The organism is Burkholderia sp. PvR073, assembly GCF_054055695.1.
Window position 1 is genome coordinate 50,221 of record NZ_JBSRXO010000003.1, and the last position, 17,181, is coordinate 67,401.

At 66.7% G+C, this 17,181-nt stretch carries 16 protein-coding genes; 2 read left to right on the top strand and 14 right to left on the bottom strand.

The window, feature by feature from the left end; all coding sequences use genetic code 11:
* Nucleotides 1-130: 130 nt before the first annotated feature.
* On the top strand, nucleotides 131-526 hold the full coding sequence (locus ACVK00_RS11945) for an acyl-CoA thioesterase (protein WP_105785017.1): 396 nt from the start codon (nucleotides 131-133) through the stop codon (nucleotides 524-526).
* Nucleotides 527-575: 49 nt separating this feature from the next.
* Here the strand turns inward: ACVK00_RS11945 and ACVK00_RS11950 are convergent, their stop codons facing one another.
* Nucleotides 576-1,058, bottom strand: coding sequence for a nitrate reductase associated protein (locus ACVK00_RS11950; RefSeq protein WP_284894710.1), 483 nt, complete (start codon nucleotides 1,056-1,058; stop codon nucleotides 576-578).
* Nucleotides 1,059-1,172: 114 nt separating this feature from the next.
* Here ACVK00_RS11950 and fdhD point away from each other — a divergent pair, with 114 nt between their 5' ends.
* Nucleotides 1,173-2,003 carry a formate dehydrogenase accessory sulfurtransferase FdhD gene (fdhD, locus tag ACVK00_RS11955; protein WP_284894708.1) on the top strand — a complete coding sequence of 277 codons (831 nt, stop codon included), beginning with the start codon at nucleotides 1,173-1,175 and terminating at the stop codon, nucleotides 2,001-2,003.
* 51 nt (nucleotides 2,004-2,054) lie between these two features.
* On the opposite strand, the gene ACVK00_RS11960 is transcribed toward fdhD, so the two are convergent.
* From ACVK00_RS11960 to ACVK00_RS12020, 13 genes are all read right to left on the bottom strand, one after another.
* Complete coding sequence (locus ACVK00_RS11960) at nucleotides 2,055-2,822, bottom strand: enoyl-CoA hydratase (RefSeq protein ID WP_284894707.1); 768 nt, start codon at nucleotides 2,820-2,822, stop codon at nucleotides 2,055-2,057.
* A 91-nt stretch (nucleotides 2,823-2,913) separates the two neighbouring features.
* Entirely contained in the window at nucleotides 2,914-4,113 is a 1,200-nt protein-coding gene (locus ACVK00_RS11965; protein WP_175672433.1) for an acetyl-CoA C-acyltransferase, read from the bottom strand.
* Between the two features lie 75 nt (nucleotides 4,114-4,188).
* On the bottom strand, nucleotides 4,189-6,624 hold the full coding sequence (locus ACVK00_RS11970) for a 3-hydroxyacyl-CoA dehydrogenase/enoyl-CoA hydratase family protein (protein ID WP_354122862.1): 2,436 nt from the start codon (nucleotides 6,622-6,624) through the stop codon (nucleotides 4,189-4,191).
* A 113-nt stretch (nucleotides 6,625-6,737) separates the two neighbouring features.
* A complete protein-coding gene (locus tag ACVK00_RS11975; protein ID WP_166724280.1) occupies nucleotides 6,738-8,525 on the bottom strand; it encodes an acyl-CoA dehydrogenase C-terminal domain-containing protein in 1,788 nt (595 codons plus the stop codon).
* Nucleotides 8,526-8,583: 58 nt separating this feature from the next.
* Complete coding sequence (locus ACVK00_RS11980; protein WP_006751498.1) at nucleotides 8,584-9,183, bottom strand: TetR/AcrR family transcriptional regulator; 600 nt, start codon at nucleotides 9,181-9,183, stop codon at nucleotides 8,584-8,586.
* 190 nt (nucleotides 9,184-9,373) lie between these two features.
* Nucleotides 9,374-10,648: a cardiolipin synthase ClsB gene (gene clsB, locus ACVK00_RS11985; protein ID WP_228905662.1), complete on the bottom strand. Its 1,275-nt coding sequence runs from the start codon at nucleotides 10,646-10,648 to the stop codon at nucleotides 9,374-9,376.
* Entirely contained in the window at nucleotides 10,645-11,139 is a 495-nt protein-coding gene (gene nudB, locus ACVK00_RS11990; RefSeq protein WP_284894704.1) for a dihydroneopterin triphosphate diphosphatase, read from the bottom strand. Before nudB ends, clsB begins: the two co-directional genes overlap by 4 nt.
* A gap of 156 nt (nucleotides 11,140-11,295) precedes the next feature.
* A complete protein-coding gene (aspS, locus tag ACVK00_RS11995) occupies nucleotides 11,296-13,098 on the bottom strand; it encodes an aspartate--tRNA ligase (protein ID WP_011657896.1) in 1,803 nt (600 codons plus the stop codon).
* 67 nt (nucleotides 13,099-13,165) lie between these two features.
* Entirely contained in the window at nucleotides 13,166-13,816 is a 651-nt protein-coding gene (locus ACVK00_RS12000) for a DUF502 domain-containing protein (RefSeq protein WP_006751501.1), read from the bottom strand.
* A gap of 61 nt (nucleotides 13,817-13,877) precedes the next feature.
* Complete coding sequence (locus ACVK00_RS12005) at nucleotides 13,878-14,213, bottom strand: FmdB family zinc ribbon protein (protein WP_284894701.1); 336 nt, start codon at nucleotides 14,211-14,213, stop codon at nucleotides 13,878-13,880.
* A 94-nt stretch (nucleotides 14,214-14,307) separates the two neighbouring features.
* Entirely contained in the window at nucleotides 14,308-14,934 is a 627-nt protein-coding gene (locus ACVK00_RS12010) for a class I SAM-dependent methyltransferase (protein WP_284894699.1), read from the bottom strand.
* 17 nt (nucleotides 14,935-14,951) lie between these two features.
* Nucleotides 14,952-16,529, bottom strand: coding sequence for a ubiquinone biosynthesis regulatory protein kinase UbiB (gene ubiB / locus ACVK00_RS12015; protein ID WP_228905674.1), 1,578 nt, complete (start codon nucleotides 16,527-16,529; stop codon nucleotides 14,952-14,954).
* A 12-nt stretch (nucleotides 16,530-16,541) separates the two neighbouring features.
* Nucleotides 16,542-17,168 carry a ubiquinone biosynthesis accessory factor UbiJ gene (locus ACVK00_RS12020; protein ID WP_175730449.1) on the bottom strand — a complete coding sequence of 209 codons (627 nt, stop codon included), beginning with the start codon at nucleotides 17,166-17,168 and terminating at the stop codon, nucleotides 16,542-16,544.
* Between the last annotated feature and the right edge of the window lie 13 nt (nucleotides 17,169-17,181).

Consider the following 17,181-nt stretch of genomic DNA (forward strand, 5'->3'; position numbering starts at 1 on the left):
GACTCGCCCGCTTTCTCGTACAATTTGCGAACGTTGTATTGTCGCAGAAGCCGCTTCGCGCCGCTGCCGGCGCCCTCGCCGGCTGGGCTGCGCGCGGCGGCGCATTTATTACAGGATGAAAGCCCCCGCCATGACCGATTCGACCCTCGAACTTCCGCAAAACCAGCCCGCGCTGCGCGTCGTCCCGCAACCGCACGACGCCAACGTCCACGGCGACGTGTTCGGCGGCTGGATCATGTCGCAGGTCGACATCGCCGGCTCGATCCCCGCGAGCCAGCGGGCGAACGGCCGCGTCGCGACGGTCGCGGTCAATTCGTTCGTGTTCAAGCAGCCGGTGTTCGTCGGCGACCTGCTGAGCTTCTACGCGACCATCACGCGCACCGGCAACACGTCGGTGACGGTCGACGTCGAGGTGTACGCGCAGCGCATGCGCCTGATGGGCGAAATCGTGAAGGTGACCGAAGCGACGCTCACCTATGTCGCGACCGGCCCCGACCGCAAGCCGCGTCAACTGCCGCCGCTCTGATCCGCACGCGCCGCGCCGCGGCGCCGCATGCGGCGCTCCCCGGGGCCCGTCAGTGCGTGGCCGTCAGCCCGAACTCCCGCATCGCCGGCACGAAGTCGTGATTGAGCTTCGGCTTGCGCGACAGCTTCATCAGCACGTAGCGCTGGAACGGCGCGAGCCGCTGCCACTGCGCGAGCGCGGGCGCCGGCAGCCCGGCCAGCGCGCTCTGCTGCACGAGCGCGTCCGGCACCGTGTCGGTCGCGCGCCAACTCGGCTGCTCGTCCGGCTGGAACCACGAGGGTTCGAGATCGGCATGCGTGCGCAGCATTTCGAACAGCGCGTGATCGAAATTGGGCTCGATCAGGGTGTCGTCGTCGGCCGGAAAGCGCGCGAGCAGCTTGCGGTCCTCGAGCGGCAGCAGTTGCCACTGCTCCAGTGAAATCCGCAGACCGAAGCGGTCGAGATTGAAACGCACGATCATCGGAATGTACGTCAGGTTTTCCGACGAATCGTGTTCGAAATTGAATAGCAGCGGAGCGTCGCTGAGTCCCATGGTCATTACCCGAGTGGCGGATGCCGGCGCGGCCGGCCTGCCTGGGGTATTTTAGAACCTCTGCGCGCAAGCGGCGGACACGATCGTCGCCGCCCCTGCCTCGAATCAACGGGAGTGCTCGTGAATCCGACTGAAACAGACGAACCGCGCGGCGCGATCGAGCTGTCCGTGCGCCGCACGCGCGGCGGCGCGGTTGAGACCGCCCACGACTACGTTGGCCAGGAATGGCCGGTCGCGCTGGTCTTCAACGGCATCTCGCACGCGGTGATGATGTGCACGCCGCGCGACCTCGAGGCGTTCGCGGTCGGTTTCGCGATCTCGGAAGGGATCGTCGAACGCGGCAGCGACATCAAGGACATCGACGTGATCCTGCACGTCGACGCACCGCTGCCGCACGCGGAGGTGCATCTGGAGGTCGTCCAGCAGGCGTTCGCCGCGCTGAAGGATCGGCGCCGCGCGCTCGCCGGGCGCACCGGCTGCGGCGTGTGCGGGATCGAAAGCATCGACCTGCTCGATCTCGCGCCCGAACGGGTGCCCGACACCGGCTTTCTCGCGCGCCTCGCGCCCGACGCGCTCGCGCGCGCGGCCCACGCGCTGCCGGCCCATCAGGCCCTCACGCGGCTCACCGGCGGCCTGCACGCGGCCGCATGGTGCGACGCAACAGGCACGATCCGGATGGCGTTCGAGGATGTCGGCCGCCACAACGCGCTCGACAAGCTGATCGGCTCGCTCGTGCTGGCACGCGCCGACGCGACCGACGGCTTCGTGTTCCTGTCGAGCCGGGCAAGCTACGAGCTCGTGCGCAAGTCGGCCAGGGTCGGCATCCCGATGGTCGCGACAATCTCCGCGCCATCGTCGCTCGCGATCGAGATCGCAAAGGCGGCCGGTCTGCGGCTCGTCAGCTTCTGCCGCGAAACCGGCCACGTCGATTACGGCACGGCCTGACGCCGGCCATCCGGGCGCGCCGGCGGGTCGGTGCCGGCGCGGCCCACCGCGTCAGTCGAACTGACGGAAATCCGGCTTGCGCTTCTCGAAGAACGCCGTCATCGCCTCGCGCGCTTCCGGCGCGCGCAGCATCGTGGAGAAGTGGCCGGCTTCCTCGGCCATCCGCGCGGCAACCGCGACCCCGCCCGTATCCTTCAGCAGCGCCTTCGTCACGCGCAGCGACGACGCCGGCAGCGCCGCGAGCTTCGCGGCCTGCTTCGCCGCGAATGCGTCGAGCTCGGCGGCCGGCAGCACGCGATTCACGATGCCGATCCGGTGCGCTTCCAGCGCATCGAACGCTTCGCCGAGCAGCAGCTTCTCGGCCGCGACCTGATGACCGGCCAGACGCGGCAGCAGCGCGCTCGAGGCGGCTTCCGGGCACAGCCCGAGCTGCGCGAACGGCAGCGAGAACGTCGCGACGTCGGCCGCGTAGACGAGGTCGCAGTGCAGCAGCATCGTCACGCCGACGCCGACCGCGACGCCCGGCACCGCGGCGACGATCGGCTTGCTTGCCTGGCTGATCCGCGCAAGAAACTGGAACACCGACGCGTTCTCGTCCTTCGGCGGCGTCTTCAAGAAATCCTCGAGATCGTTCCCCGCGCTGAAGTTGCCATCGCTGCCGCGCAGCAGGATCACGCGGATCGCCTTGTCTTCCTGCGCGTCGGCGAGCGCATCGGCCATCGTCTGGTACATCGCCGCCGTCAGCGCGTTCTTCTTCGCCGGGCGTGCGATCGTGATCGTCATCACGCCGTCGGCGCGTTCCACTTGAATTTCGGCCACAACCGTCTCCTTTGACTTCCTCTACCGGAATGAAAAAACGGTGCGCGAGCTCGTGGCCCGCGCACCGTCGTCGCTTGTCGTCGCGTCCCGCTTACAGGCGTTCGATGATGCCCGCCGCACCCATGCCGGTGCCGACGCACATCGTGACCATCCCGTACTTCAGGTTGCGGCGGCGCAGGCCGTGCACGACGGTCGCCGCGCGGATCGCGCCGGTTGCGCCGAGCGGGTGGCCGAGCGCGATCGCGCCGCCGACCGGATTGACCTTCGACGGGTCGAGGCCGAGATCGCGGATCACCGCCAGCGACTGCGCGGCAAATGCCTCGTTCAGCTCGATCCAGTCGAGATCGTCCTGCTTCAGGCCCGCGGCCTTCAGCGCGGCCGGAATCGCTTCCTTCGGACCGATGCCCATGATTTCCGGCGGCACGCCGCGCACCGCGAAGCTCACGAAGCGCGCGAGCGGCGTCAGGTTGAATTCCTTGAGCACCTTCTCCGACACGACGAGCAGCGCACCCGCGCCGTCCGACGTCTGCGAGCTGTTGCCGGCCGTGACCGAGCCCTTGTTCGCGAACACCGTGCGCAGCTTCGCGAGGCCTTCGATCGACGTATCCGCGCGCGGACCTTCGTCGAGCGCGATCTCGCGCGTCTTCACGTCGACTTCGCCCGTCGCGAGGTTCGGGAAACGCTCGGTGAGCGTGTACGCGGCGATTTCGTCGCCGAACTCGCCAGCCTGCTGCGCGGCGAGCGCCTTGCGGTGCGATTCGACCGAGAACGCGTCCTGGTCTTCGCGGCTCACCTTCCACTGCTCGGCGACGCGCTCGGCGGTCAGGCCCATCCCGTACGCGATGCCGAAGTCTTCGCTGCGATCGAAGATGTGCGGCGACATCGACGGCTTGTTGCCCATCATCGGCACCATGCTCATCGATTCGCAGCCGCCCGCGAGCATTGCGTCGGATTCGCCGACGCGGATGCGGTCGGCCGCCATCGCCAGCGCCGTGATGCCCGAGGCGCAAAAGCGGTTGACCGTCACGCCGCCGACCGTCTGCGGCAGGCCCGCGAGCAGCGCGCCCATCCGCGCGACGTTCAGGCCCTGCTCGGCTTCCGGAATCGCGCAGCCGATGATCGCGTCCTCGATCAGCTTCGTGTCGAAGCCGGGCACCTGCGCGACCGCCGACCGGATCGCGTGAACCAGCAGCTCGTCGGGGCGCGTGTTCTTGAAGACACCGCGCGGGGCCTTGCCGATCGGGGTGCGGCTGGCGGCGACGATGTATGCATCTTGCAGTTGTTTGCTCATTTGAAACTCCTTGGCCTGTCGACCAGAGTTGGCGCTTCAGCGCTTACTCTGGTCCCATGCTATGCACTCGCTCACTCAGTTGCGCACCGGCTTGCCGGTCTGCAACATGCCCATGATCCGTTCCTGCGTCTTCTGCGTGCCGAGCAACTCGACGAACGCACGGCGCTCGAGCGCGAGCAGCCACTGCTCGTCGACGAGGCTGCCGGCTTCGACGTCGCCGCCGCACACGGCTTCGGCGATGCGGCTCGCGATCAGGTAGTCGTGATCGCTGATGAAGCGACCGTCACGCATGTTGACGAGCGATGCCTTGATCGTCGCGATCGCCGAGCGGCCCGCCACCGGCACGTCCTTTGCGCGCAGCGGTGCGCGATAGCCGACGGCGGCCAGCGCACGGGCTTCCTTCTTCGCGGCGTCTAGCAGTTCGAACACGTTGAAGACGATCGTGTCGGACGGCTTCAGGTAGCCCATCGCGCGCGCATCGTGCGCCGACGACGACACCTTCGCCATCGCCGCGTTCTCGAACGACTTCGTGACGAACTTCAGGATGTCGGTGGTCGCGTTCGCGGCCGTGGCCGCCTCCGCCGCGCGCAGCGCCGCTTCCTTCAGGCCGCCGCCCGCCGGCACGAGGCCGACGCCCACTTCGACGAGACCGATGTAGCTCTCGACGTGCACGACGCGCTTCGCGCTGTGCAGCATCAGCTCGCAACCGCCGCCGAGCGCGATGCCCGACACGGCCGCGACGACCGGCACGTTCGCGTACTTCACGCGCAGCATGCCTTCCTGGAACTTCTTCACGAACGGCTCGATGCCCTTCGCGCCGCCCATCATGAACGCGGGCATCGCCTCTTCGAGGTTCGCGCCGGCCGAGAACGGGCCGCCCGGCGTGCCGAGCTTCAGCGACGTCGGCTGCCAGATCACCACGCCCTTGTAATCCTTCTCCGCGAGTTCGATCGCCTGCACGAGGCCGTCGATCACGCTCGGCCCGATCGTGTTCATCTTCGACTTGAACGACACGATCACGACGTCGTCCTCGCCCGCGCGATCATCGACCCACGCACGCACCGCGTCAGTCTCGAACAGCGTCTTGCCGTACGACTTCGGATCGGCGCCGGTTTCGCCGATGAGCGGCGCGCGGAACACCTGCCTGCCGTAGACGGCCAGATCGGAACGCGGCACGAAGCGCTTCGACGCCGGCGCCCACGAGCCTTCGGCCGTGTGCACGCCGCCCTGCTCGGCGACCGGGCCTTCGAGCACCCACGACGGCAGCGGCACGTTCGCGAGCGCCTTGCCGGCCGCGATGTCTTCCTGCACCCACTCGGCGACCTGCTTCCAGCCGGCGGCCTGCCAGCCTTCGAACGGGCCTTCGTTCCAGCCGAAGCCCCAGCGGATCGCGAGGTCGACGTCGCGCGCGTTGTCGGCGATCGACTCGAGATGCACGCCGATGTAGTGGAACACGTCACGGAAGATCGACCACAGGAACTGCGCGTGCGGATGATCCGTCTCGCGCAGCAGCTTCAGGCGTTCCGCCGGCGGGCGCTTCAGGATGCGGCCGACGGTTTCGTCCGCCTTCGCGCCCGCATCCACGTAGGTGCCCGTCTTCGCGTCGAGCACCTTGATCGCCTTGCCTTCCTTCTTGTAAAAACCGCCGCCCGTCTTCTGGCCGAGCGCGCCCTGCTTCACCAGCTCGGCGAGCACGGCAGGCGTCTGGTAGACCGGGAAGAACGGATCGTCGGCGAGGTTGTCCTGCATCGTCTTGATCACGTGCGCCATCGTGTCGAGGCCGACCACGTCCGCGGTGCGGAACGTCGCCGACTTCGCGCGGCCGAGGCGGCTGCCCGTCAGATCGTCGACTTCGTCGAAGCGCAGGCCGAACTTGGCTGCTTCGGTGATCACCGCGAGGATCGAGAAGATGCCGACGCGGTTCGCGATGAAGTTCGGCGTGTCTTTCGCGCGCACGACGCCCTTGCCGACGATGCTCGTCAGGAACGTTTCGAGCTGGTCGAGGATGTCGGGACGCGTATGCGCGGTCGGGATCAGCTCGACGAGGTGCATGTAGCGCGGCGGGTTGAAGAAGTGCACGCCGCAGAAGCGCGACTTCAGTTCGTCCGAGAAACCTTCGGACAGCTTCGTGATCGACAGGCCCGACGTGTTGGTCGCGAAGATCGCATTCGGCGCGATGTGCGGCGCGACCTTCTTGTACAGGTCGTGCTTCCAGTCCATCCGCTCGGCGATCGCTTCGATCACGACGTCGCACTCGGCGAGTTTCGCGATGTCGTCTTCGTAGTTCGCTGCCTCGAGGTATTTCGCGTCGTCCTTCACGCCGAACGGCGCGGGCGACAGCTTCTTCAGGTTCTCGATCGCCTTCAGCGCGATCGCGTTCTTCGGGCCTTCCTTGGCCGGCAGGTCGAACAGCAGCACCGGCACGCGCGCGTTGACGAGGTGGGCGGCGATCTGCGCGCCCATCACGCCGGCGCCCAGCACGGCGACCTTGCGAATCAGGAAATTGCTCACGGGATGTCTCCGGATAGTGTCGTGCAGCGCGGGTTGTGAGGGCTGCACGGCGAAGTGAGTACCAGGAACCGTTGCGTCGGGGCGGCGCGCGGCGCGCACCGCCCCGACTCGCATCAGAACAGCGATTCGTCGACTTCCATCAGCGTCTTCGAACCGGCGCGCGCGGCGCGGATCGTCGCTGCCGTCTCGGGCAGCAGGCGCGCGAAGTAGAAGCGGGCCGTCGCGAGCTTCGACTTGTAAAACGGGTCGCCCGACGCTTCCTTGTCGAGGGCGAGGCGCGCCATGCGCGCCCAGAAGTACGAGAACACCAGATGGCCGACCGTGCGCAGGTACGGCACGGCGGCGGCGCCGACTTCGTCCGGGTTCTGCATCGCCTTCATGCCGATTTCCATTGTCAGCTTCTGCACCTTGTCGCCGATGTCGGCGAGCGGGTTGATGAACTCGGCCATCTCCGGCTTCACGCCTTCGGCTTCCGCGAATTCGGTGACGAGCTTGCCGAACTTCTTCAGCTTCGCGCCCATGTCGCCGAGCACCTTGCGGCCCAGCAGGTCGAGCGACTGAATCGAGTTCGTGCCTTCGTAGATCATGTTGATCCGCGCGTCGCGCACGTACTGCTCCATGCCCCACTCGGAGATGAAGCCGTGGCCACCGTAGATCTGCATGGCGTGGTTGGTCGACTCGAACGCGTTGTCGGTCAGGAACGCCTTGATGATCGGCGTGAGCAGCGCGACGAGGTCGGCCGCTTCCTTGCGCACCGCTTCGTCACCGTGCGACAGTTCCTTGTCGATCTGCAGCGCGGACCAGTACGTGAAGGCGCGCGCGCCTTCCGCGTAGGCCTTCTGCGTGAGCAGCATGCGGCGCACGTCCGGGTGCACGATGATCGGGTCGGCCGGCTTGTCCGGTGCCTTCGGGCCCGTCAGCGAGCGCATCTGCAGGCGTTCCTTCGCGTACGTCAGCGAGTTCTGGTAGGCGACTTCCGTCAGGCCCAGGCCCTGCATGCCGACGCCGAGACGCGCGGCGTTCATCATCACGAACATCGCGTTGAGGCCCTTGTTCGGCTCGCCGACCATCCAGCCCTTCGCGTTGTCGAGGTTCATCACGCACGTCGAGTTGCCGTGGATGCCCATCTTGTGCTCGATCGAGCCGCACTTGATGCCGTTGCGCTCGCCCGGCTCGCCCGCGGCGTCCGGCACGAACTTCGGCACGATGAACAGCGAGATCCCCTTCGTGCCTTGCGGCGCGTCCGGCAGGCGCGCGAGCACGAGGTGGACGATGTTCTTCGACATGTCGTGCTCGCCGCTCGAGATGAAGATCTTCGTGCCGCTGATCGAGTACGAGCCATCGCCGTTCGGCTCGGCCTTGGTGCGCAGGATGCCGAGGTCGGTGCCGCAGTGCGGCTCGGTCAGGCACATCGTGCCCGTCCATTCGCCCGACACGAGCTTCGGCAGATATTGCTGCTGCAGTTCCGGCGCGCCGTGCGCGTGCAGGCATTCGTAGGCGCCGTGCGACAGGCCCGGATACATCGTCCACGCCTGGTTCGCCGAGTTCAGCATTTCGTAGAGCGCGTTGTTCACGAACGCGGGCAGGCCCTGGCCACCGTAGTCCGGATCGCAGCCGAGCGCCGGCCAGCCGGCCTCGACGTACTGCCGATACGCTTCCTTGAAGCCGGTCGGGGTCTTCACGACGCCGTCGCCTTCATACGTGCAGCCTTCGCGGTCGCCGACCTGGTTCAGCGGGAACAGTACCTCGGAGCAGAACTTGCCCGCCTCCTCGAGAACCTGGTTGATCGTGTCGGCGTCGAGGTCCGCATGCCGCGGCATTTGCTTGACCTCGGCTTCGACGTTCAGAAGCTCGTGCAACACGAATTGCATGTCGCGCAGCGGCGCGGCGTACTGTCCCATGACTCTCTCCAAAGGTGGGCAAAACGGCTCGAGCTCCTGGCGGGCGGTTCACGCGCCGCTAACGGCTCTCGCTCTGATACGAAACGATCGTCTTTTCCAGCGCGGCCCACGTGAGGCGCACGGCATCCGGCGAATGCAGGAATCGTGCGTCGTGATGCAAACCGAGCGTGAAGCTGTACAACTCGAAGAGCATCAGGTCCGGATCGGTATCCGCACGCAGATGGCCTTCTTCCTTCGCCTGCGAAATGGCACGCAGCATCGCGGCACGCCAGGCCGTCACGCTTGCGATCAACTGCTCGCGCACGGGGCTGTCAGGCCGGTCGTCGTACTCGACGGCTCCGCTGATGTAGATGCATCCGGTCGTCACCTCCTGGATGCGCTTCTCCGTCCAGCGAGCCAGCATCGCCCGAAGGCGCGGCAAGCCTCGCGGCTCGCGCAGGCTCGGAAAGAACACCTCGTTTTCGAAACGATGGTGATATTCGCGGACGACCTCGACCTGGAGGTCTTCGCGCGATCCGAAGTGCGCGAACACACCGCTCTTGCTCATCTGCATGCGCTCGGCCAGCAGGCCGATCGTCAGCCCCTCCAGCCCGTCACGGCTGGCGAGGTCCAAAGCAGCTTCGAGTATCGCGGCACGCGTCTGTTCGCCTTTTCGCATAGCTTTTTCTTAACCGTTCGGGGGGGTCGAATAAAATCGAACGGCCGTACTATTATTGAGTGCGGCCGCTCGCGAAACAAGGAAATTATTAGAAACCGGTGTCTAACCGAGCCGCTATTTTGCGCGATTCCGGCGGGGCCGGAGCGGCTTTTCCGCACGAACGTGCGGACAGATTTTTTGAAGCGAATGCTTAGTCGTAACCGCCGACCGTCAACGCCTTCATCACGACGCGGTACGTGTTGTACGCAAGCCAGTTCAGCATACGCTCGATGCGCGGCCGGGCGGCGTACCGGGTGGCGTCGATTTCGCGGCCTTCGGCGAACGCGATCGTGATCGCGTCGCGCAGCTCGTTGGTGAGCGCATCGTAGCGCACCAGCACGACATTGGCCTCATTGTTGAGCATCAGGCTCAGCGCGTCCAGATTCGACGAACCGACCGTCGCCCAGTTGTCGTCGATCACCGCGACCTTGCCGTGCAGGATCGTCTTGTCATATTCCGCCACGCGCACGCCCGCGCGCAGCAGTGCGTGATACAGGAAAGGCACGGCCGTATCGAGCGCGGTGAACTCGTTGCGGCCGATCAGGATCCGCACGTCGACGCCGCGCCGCGCGGCGCCCGTCAGCGCACGGCGCAGCTTGCGGCCCGGCATGAAATACGGGTTCGCGAGCAGGATCCGCTGACGCGCCTGGCCGATTGCAGCGAGATACGCCTTCTCGATCGCGCGGCGGTTCACGACGTTGTCGCGCGCGACGAACGCGACGCTCGGCTCGGTGACGACCCGCAGCGCACCGGCCTTGATCCATCGGTGGCTGCGCATCCAGCGCCGGAACATGTCCGGGAACGCCTCGCCGCCGTGCAGGCCGGCCGCGTACTGCGCGTACGGCTTGTGGCCGAACTGGATGCGGTGCCACTGCAGCTCGAACGCGGCGCGCACGTCCGACACCGCCGGCCCGGCCATCTCGACCGCGAAATCCCAGCGCGGATACGGCAGCGTCGCGCTGCCCTGCGTGAAGTCGTCGACGATGTTGATGCCACCGCAGTACGCGACCGCCTGATCGATCACCGCGAGCTTGCGGTGCGTGCGCGAGAAGCCGAAGCGGCCGAACAGGAAGCGGTTGTAGATGCAGTGCTCGACGCCGGCGTCGGCCCACGTGTCGAACAGCGGCAGGCGCGCGGTGCCGATGCCGTCGGTGATCACGCGCACGCGCACGCCGCGCTGCGCCGCGCGGATCAGCGCATCCGACACCGGGCGGCCGGCCGCATCGTCGCAGAAGATGTAGGTTTCGAGCATCACCTGCTCGCGCGCCGCATCGATCCGCTCGATCAGCGCGTGGAAGAATTCGCCGCCGGTCGTGCACAGTCGCACCGTGTTGCCTGCCGTGAACGCGAGCCGCGACGCGGAGCCGCGTTCCTGCAGGAACATCTGCCGCAATTGCGCGAAGCGCTTGCGGGTTTCCGCATTCATGCGGACGAGCCGTGCGGCGCCCGCGCGAGCGACACGCGCACGGGCAGTTGCAGGATCGCCTCGGCGTTCGACGGCGAGTAGCAGCGCGCGGCCGCTTCGCGGTACGGCAGCCACGCGTGGTCGACATGCTCGCGCGGCGACAGCGTCACGTCGACGCGGTGCGGCACGCACAGGCCGAACCAGTGCTCGACGTTGCGCGTGACGCCCGGCGCATAGCGATGCAGGTATTGCGGATAGATCGTGTATTCGATCCGCTGATGCCAGTCGATCAGCGCGGAGGCCGGCACGTCGTGCGTACCGACCGAGATGCCGGTTTCCTCGGCGACTTCGCGCGCGGCTGTGAGCGCGAGCGGCTCGTCGAGCGCGTCCTTCGATCCGGTCACCGATTGCCAGAAATCGGGCTGGTCGGCGCGCTTGATCACCAGCACGTCGAGTTCGGGCGTGTAGATCACGACGAGAACGGATTCGGGAATTTTCGGCGGCTTCGTCATCTTTGTTTCATGCGACACAGGGCCGTGCGCCGGGCCTGTGCCCGAACGTGCGGCAAGTGGTGCGACTGTACCGCAAAAAACGAAACAGGCGCATCGCGGCGCCTGTTTCGTTGGGCGTCGTGCGCGCGTCGCCGCGCACACGACCTGCGACAGGCGTTACGCCTTCGGCTGTTCCGGCTGACGCAGACGGATGTGCAGTTCGCGCAGCTGACGCTCGTCGACCGGGCTCGGCGCCTGCGTGAGCAGATCCTGCGCACGCTGCGTCTTCGGGAACGCGATCACGTCGCGGATCGAGTCGGCACCGGCCATCATCGTGACGATGCGGTCGAGACCGAACGCGATACCGCCGTGCGGCGGCGCGCCGTACTGCAGCGCGTCCAGCAGAAAGCCGAACTTCAGCTGCGCTTCTTCCGCGCCGATCTTCAGCGCGCGGAACACCTTGCTCTGCACTTCCTCGCGGTGGATACGCACCGAGCCGCCGCCGATTTCCCAGCCGTTCAGCACCATGTCGTACGCCTTCGCGAGGCAACGGCCCGGATCGGTCTCGAGGTATTCGAGGTGCTCGTCCTTCGGGCTCGTGAACGGGTGGTGCGCCGCGACGTAGCGCGCGTCTTCGTCGTCGTATTCGAACATCGGGAAATCGACGACCCACAGCGGCTTCCAGCCGGCCTGGACGAGGCCGTTCGCCTTGCCGAATTCCGAATGGCCGATCTTCAGGCGCAGCGCGCCGAGGCTGTCGTTGACGACCTTCGCGCGGTCGGCCGCGAAGAAGATGATGTCGCCGTCTTCAGCACCGGTGCGCTCGAGGATCGCCGCGATCGATGCGTCGTGCAGGTTCTTGACGATCGGGCTCTGCAGGCCGTCGCGGCCCTTCGCCTTCTCGTTGACCTTGATCCATGCGAGGCCCTTCGCGCCGTAGATGCGCACGAATTCCGTGTAGCCGTCGATGTCGCCGCGCGACAGCTCGCCGCCCTTCGGCACGCGCAGCGCCGCGACACGGCCGTCCTTCGCGTTGGCCGGCGTGCTGAACACCTTGAAGTCGACGTCCTTCATCGCGTCGGTCAGCTCGGTGAATTCGAGCTGCACGCGCAGGTCCGGCTTGTCCGAACCGAAACGCGCCATCGCTTCCGAGTACGGCATCACCGGGAATGTCGCGTCGAGTTCGACGTCGATCGTCGTCTTGAAGATGTGACGGATCATGTCTTCGAACAGGTCACGGATTTCCTGCTCGCCGAGGAACGACGTCTCGCAGTCGATCTGCGTGAATTCCGGCTGGCGGTCGGCGCGCAAGTCTTCGTCGCGGAAGCACTTGGTGATCTGGTAGTAACGGTCGAAGTTCGCGACCATCAGCAGCTGCTTGAACAGCTGCGGCGACTGCGGCAGCGCGAAGAACTGGCCCGCGTTCACGCGCGACGGCACCAGATAGTCGCGCGCGCCTTCCGGCGTGCTCTTCGTCAGCATCGGCGTTTCGATGTCGATGAAGCCCTGCTCGTCGAGGTACTTGCGCGCTTCGATCGCGACGCGGTAGCGCAGGCGCAGGTTGTGCTGCATCTGCGGACGGCGCAGGTCGAGCACGCGGTGCGTGAGGCGCGTCGTTTCCGACAGGTTGTCGTCGTCGAGCTGGAACGGCGGCGTGACCGACGCATTCAGCACGTTCAGTTCGTGACACAGCACTTCGATCTTGCCGCTCTTCAGGCCGGCGTTGACCGTGCCTTCCGGACGGTTGCGCACGAGACCCTTGATCTGCACGCAGAACTCGTTGCGCACGCCTTCGGCGGTCGCGAACATTTCCGCGCGATCCGGGTCGCACACCACCTGCACGAGGCCTTCACGATCGCGCAGGTCGATGAAGATCACACCGCCGTGATCGCGGCGGCGCTGCACCCAGCCGCACAGCGACACGGTTTGGCCCAGCAGGTGTTCGGTCACGAGACCGCAGTATTCAGTACGCATCGACATGATGTTTGCTTTCGTTCGGTTTGATCAACGGGTGCCGCAACGCGCGGCCCGGGCGATGATTCTTTACTTACAGCGGCGGCTCGACGGGGCGGCGGGCGGGCACCGGAGCCGGCGCCGAAGGCGCCACGACGCCCATCGAGACGATGTACTTGAGCGCGGCATCGACCGACATGTCGAGTTCGATGACTTCGCTCTTCGGGAGCATCAGGAAGAAGCCCGACGTCGGGTTCGGTGTCGTGGGCACGTACACGCTCACGTACTCTTCCGTCAGATGGTTGACCACGTCGCCGCCGGGCGCGCCGGTCAGAAACGCGATCGTATACGAGCCGCGACGCGGGTATTCGATCAGCAGCGCCTTGCGAAACGCGTTGCCGCTGCTCGACAGCAGCGTGTCCGACACCTGCTTGACGCTCGTGTAGATCGGCCCGACGACCGGGATGTGACGCACGACCGCGTTCCACCACGTGACGAGCTTCTGGCCGATGAAGTTCTGCGTGGCCAGCCCGACGACGAAGATGAACGCGAGCGTCAGCACCGCGCCGAGCCCCGGCAAGCGGAAGCCGAGCGCCCGCTCCGGCTGCCACGATTCGGGCAGCAGCAGCAGCGTCTGGTCCATCGTGCCGATGATGAGACCGAGCACCCACAGCGTGATCGCGAGCGGGACGAGAACCAGCAGGCCGGTCAGAAACACCGATTTCAGGGTCGTCTTTTTCATCATCTGCCGTCAATGAACCGCGCCGGAAGCGCGGTGTGGACGCGGCCCGGACGGGCCGCGACTGTCAACTGCCGGCGGCGGGCGCCGCAGCCGGGGCCGGCGCGGCGCTCGTCGTCGTACTCTCGGAACTCGTGGCGGCTGCCGCCGGCGCCGCGGCGGCAGGTGCCGCAGCCCCCGCTTCGCCAGTCGCCGTCGACGGCGCGCTGGTGCCGCCCGAGCCACCGCGGAAATCGGTGACATACCAGCCGGAGCCCTTCAGCTGGAAGCCGGCGGCGGTGACCTGCTTGCGAAAAGCATCCTTCCCGCATTCGGGGCACTGCGACAGCGGCGCATCGCTCATCTTCTGGAGCATGTCCTTGGCGAAACCGCACGCTTCGCATCGATAGGCGTAGATCGGCATGATATTTTTCCCGCGGAAACTGGAAACGGCTTGCAAAACCTTGAATTATATCCGAAACCCCGGCGCGCTCCGGCAACGGCCGCGACGCCCGGCTTCAGCGACGGCGCCACGTGAGCCAGCGCTCGTGCCCTTCGAACACGGCCAGCGAATCGGTCACGGGCAGATCCTCGATCAGCTCGAAGTGCGGCGCGAGCAGCGCATCGAGTTCGGCACGCTCGATGCCGAACGGCGGGCCCTTCGGTTTCTTCGCCACGAAGAAATAACCGGCCAGCAACGCGCCGGCGGGCAGCAGTTCGGCCATCCGCGCCGCATAGCCGGCGCGCAGGCTCGGCGGCAGCGCGCACAGGAACGCGCGCTCGTACACCCACTGCACGTCGAACGGCGGCCGGTACACGAAGAAATCGGCCTGCTCGACGACGTCCGCATGCGCGCCGAGCTGCGCCTTCGCGGCCGCCACCGCCTGCGCGGCGAAATCGATCGCGCGCACGGGCCAGCCGGCCTGCGCGAGCCAGCCGGCCTCCTGCGCACTGCCGCAGCCGGGAATCAGCACCGCGCACGGCCCGAGCCGCTGCGCAAACGCGCGAAAGCCGTCCGGCACGCCGCCGAATTCCCACGGCGTCACGCCGCGCGCGAAACGCTCGTCCCAGAACGATGCGCTGCCGGGGTCGCGCGTCGCGAAATCGGCGGCGCCCGGCGCGGACGGTTGCTTCGGTTCGGACATCGCACGGCTCCTTTCGGTCACGCGCCGTACGCGAGCGCGAGCAGCACGCGCGCGACGAGCGCCCCGACGCCGACGGCAAGACCGAAGATCAGCAATGCCTGCAACAGCCGGTTGGTCCGTTTCTGCTCGACGAGGACCTGACGCATCAAGTCCTCGCTCGCCGCACGCGGCGCATCGTGGCGCGCCGCCATCGCGTGGTGGATCAGGCGCGGCAGTTGCGGCAGCGTCTTGCTCCATTGCGGCGCCTCGACCTTGAAACGCTCGTACCAGCCGCGCAGGCCGATCTGCTCGGTCATCCAGCGCTCGAGATACGGCTTCGCGGTCTTCCACAGGTCGAGTTCGGGGTCGAGCGAGCGGCCGAGCCCCTCGACGTTCAGCATCGTCTTCTGCAGCAGCACGAGCTGCGGCTGGATCTCGACGTTGAAGCGGCGCGACGTCGAGAACAGGCGCATCAGCACCTGGCCGAGCGAGATGTCCTTCAGCGCGCGGTCGAAATACGGCTCGCACACCGCGCGGATCGCGCTTTCGAGTTCCTCGACGCGCGTCTCGGGCGGCACCCAGCCCGATTCGAGGTGCAGCGTCGCGACGCGGTGGTAATCGCGCTTGAAGAACGCGAGGAAGTTCTGCGCGAGGTAGTTCTTGTCGAAATCCGACAACGCGCCGACGATCCCGAAATCGAGCGCGATATAGCGACCGAAAGTCTTCGGGTCGAGACTCACCTGGATGTTGCCCGGGTGCATGTCCGCATGGAAGAAACCGTCGCGGAACACCTGCGTGAAGAAGATCTCGACGCCTTCGCGCGCGAGCTTCTTGATGTCGACGCCCGCGGTGCGCAGCGTCTCGACCTGGCTGATCGGCACGCCGGTCATGCGCTCCATCACCAGCACCTGCGACGTCGAGAAATCCCAGAACATTTCGGGCACGAGCAGCAGGTCGAGGCCCGCGAAGTTGCGGCGCAGCTGGCTGCCGTTCGCGGCCTCGCGCATCAGGTCGAGCTCGTCGTGCAGGTACTTGTCGAATTCGGCGACGACTTCGCGCGGCTTCAGGCGCCGGCCGTCGGCCCACATGCGCTCGGTCCACGTCGCGATGTCGCGCATCAGCGCGAGGTCGGAATCGATCACCGACAGCATGTTCGGGCGCAGCACCTTGACCGCGACGGCCTTGCCCGCGTGCACGCCCTGCTTCAACTTCGCGAAATGCACCTGCGCGATCGACGCGCTCGCGATCGGCTCGCGCTCGAATTCGTCGAACAGCTCGTCGACCGGCGCGCCGAGCGACTTCTCGATGATCGCTATCGCGACAGCCGAATCGAACGGCGGCACCTGGTCCTGCAGCTTCGCGAGTTCGTTCGCGAAATCGACCGACAGCAGGTCGCGGCGCGTCGACAGCACCTGGCCGAACTTCACGAAGATCGGGCCGAGGCTTTCGAGCGCGTGACGCAGCCGCACGGCGGGCGGATCGGAATAGCGGCGGCCGATCGTCGTGATCCGCAGCAGCAGCTTCACGCGCCGGTCGTCGATCCGGGACAGCATCACCTCGTCGAGGCCGAAGCGGATGACGGTGTAGACAATCTTGATGAAACGGAAAATGCGCATGCCCTGCGGCCCTCAGTGCGCGCCGCGCGGGCCGGAACCCGTGCGCGCGCCGATTTTTTGTTCGAGTCGCTCGATCCGTTTTTCGACCCGCGCGAGCGCATCGCGCGCACGCGCCAGTTCGGCGTCGAAGCCGCCGAGCACCGTGCGCCGAACGACTTGCGGGTTCTCGTCGAGCCAGTACTCGGCGACGGAATCGAGCACGTTGCGGCCGGTGCGGCGCGCGCGCGCGCCGGCGTCGCGTACGACCGTCGCGATCCGGTGCGCCGCCGCGTCGCCGACCAGCTTCGCGAGATCTTCTTCAGGTTCCCAGCGCAGGTGCTCGGCCAGCTTCGCGATCTGCGTCGCGAACTCCGCGTCGCCCTCGATCTTCACGTGCTTCATCACGGCGGGCTGACCGCCCTGCAGGAATGCGGCGACCGTGTCGCCCGCGAGCGCGATCGACACGTCGACGTGTTGCGCATCGTGCGCGTCCACCGCGGACAGATAACCGTCGGGCTGCACGAGCAGCGTGAGCGTGACGGGCGGCACGTCGAGCCGGGCGGTCTTGCCCGCGTAGGGGATCAGGCGGTCGCGCGCCCACGATTCGCGCGCGAGCAGGTGATTGACAGCAGCAGCAAAAGGCTTGGCGGCAAAGGTCATCGGGCTGGGAAAG

Excerpts from the sequence above, each read along its gene's own strand:
- ubiB (WP_228905674.1), bottom strand. The coding sequence starts at position 16,529 with ATGCGCATTTTCCGTTTCATCAAGATTGTCTACACCGTCATCCGCTTC.
- ACVK00_RS12020 (WP_175730449.1), bottom strand. The coding sequence starts at position 17,168 with ATGACCTTTGCCGCCAAGCCTTTTGCTGCTGCTGTCAATCACCTGCTC.
- ACVK00_RS11965 (WP_175672433.1), bottom strand. The coding sequence starts at position 4,113 with ATGAGCAAACAACTGCAAGATGCATACATCGTCGCCGCCAGCCGCACC.
- ACVK00_RS11950 (WP_284894710.1), bottom strand. The coding sequence starts at position 1,058 with ATGGGACTCAGCGACGCTCCGCTGCTATTCAATTTCGAACACGATTCG.
- ACVK00_RS11975 (WP_166724280.1), bottom strand. The coding sequence starts at position 8,525 with ATGGGACAGTACGCCGCGCCGCTGCGCGACATGCAATTCGTGTTGCAC.
- ACVK00_RS11945 (WP_105785017.1), top strand. The coding sequence starts at position 131 with ATGACCGATTCGACCCTCGAACTTCCGCAAAACCAGCCCGCGCTGCGC.
- ACVK00_RS12010 (WP_284894699.1), bottom strand. The coding sequence starts at position 14,934 with ATGTCCGAACCGAAGCAACCGTCCGCGCCGGGCGCCGCCGATTTCGCG.
- ACVK00_RS12005 (WP_284894701.1), bottom strand. The coding sequence starts at position 14,213 with ATGCCGATCTACGCCTATCGATGCGAAGCGTGCGGTTTCGCCAAGGAC.
- ACVK00_RS11980 (WP_006751498.1), bottom strand. The coding sequence starts at position 9,183 with ATGCGAAAAGGCGAACAGACGCGTGCCGCGATACTCGAAGCTGCTTTG.
- nudB (WP_284894704.1), bottom strand. The coding sequence starts at position 11,139 with ATGACGAAGCCGCCGAAAATTCCCGAATCCGTTCTCGTCGTGATCTAC.
- clsB (WP_228905662.1), bottom strand. The coding sequence starts at position 10,648 with ATGAATGCGGAAACCCGCAAGCGCTTCGCGCAATTGCGGCAGATGTTC.
- aspS (WP_011657896.1), bottom strand. The coding sequence starts at position 13,098 with ATGTCGATGCGTACTGAATACTGCGGTCTCGTGACCGAACACCTGCTG.
- ACVK00_RS12000 (WP_006751501.1), bottom strand. The coding sequence starts at position 13,816 with ATGATGAAAAAGACGACCCTGAAATCGGTGTTTCTGACCGGCCTGCTG.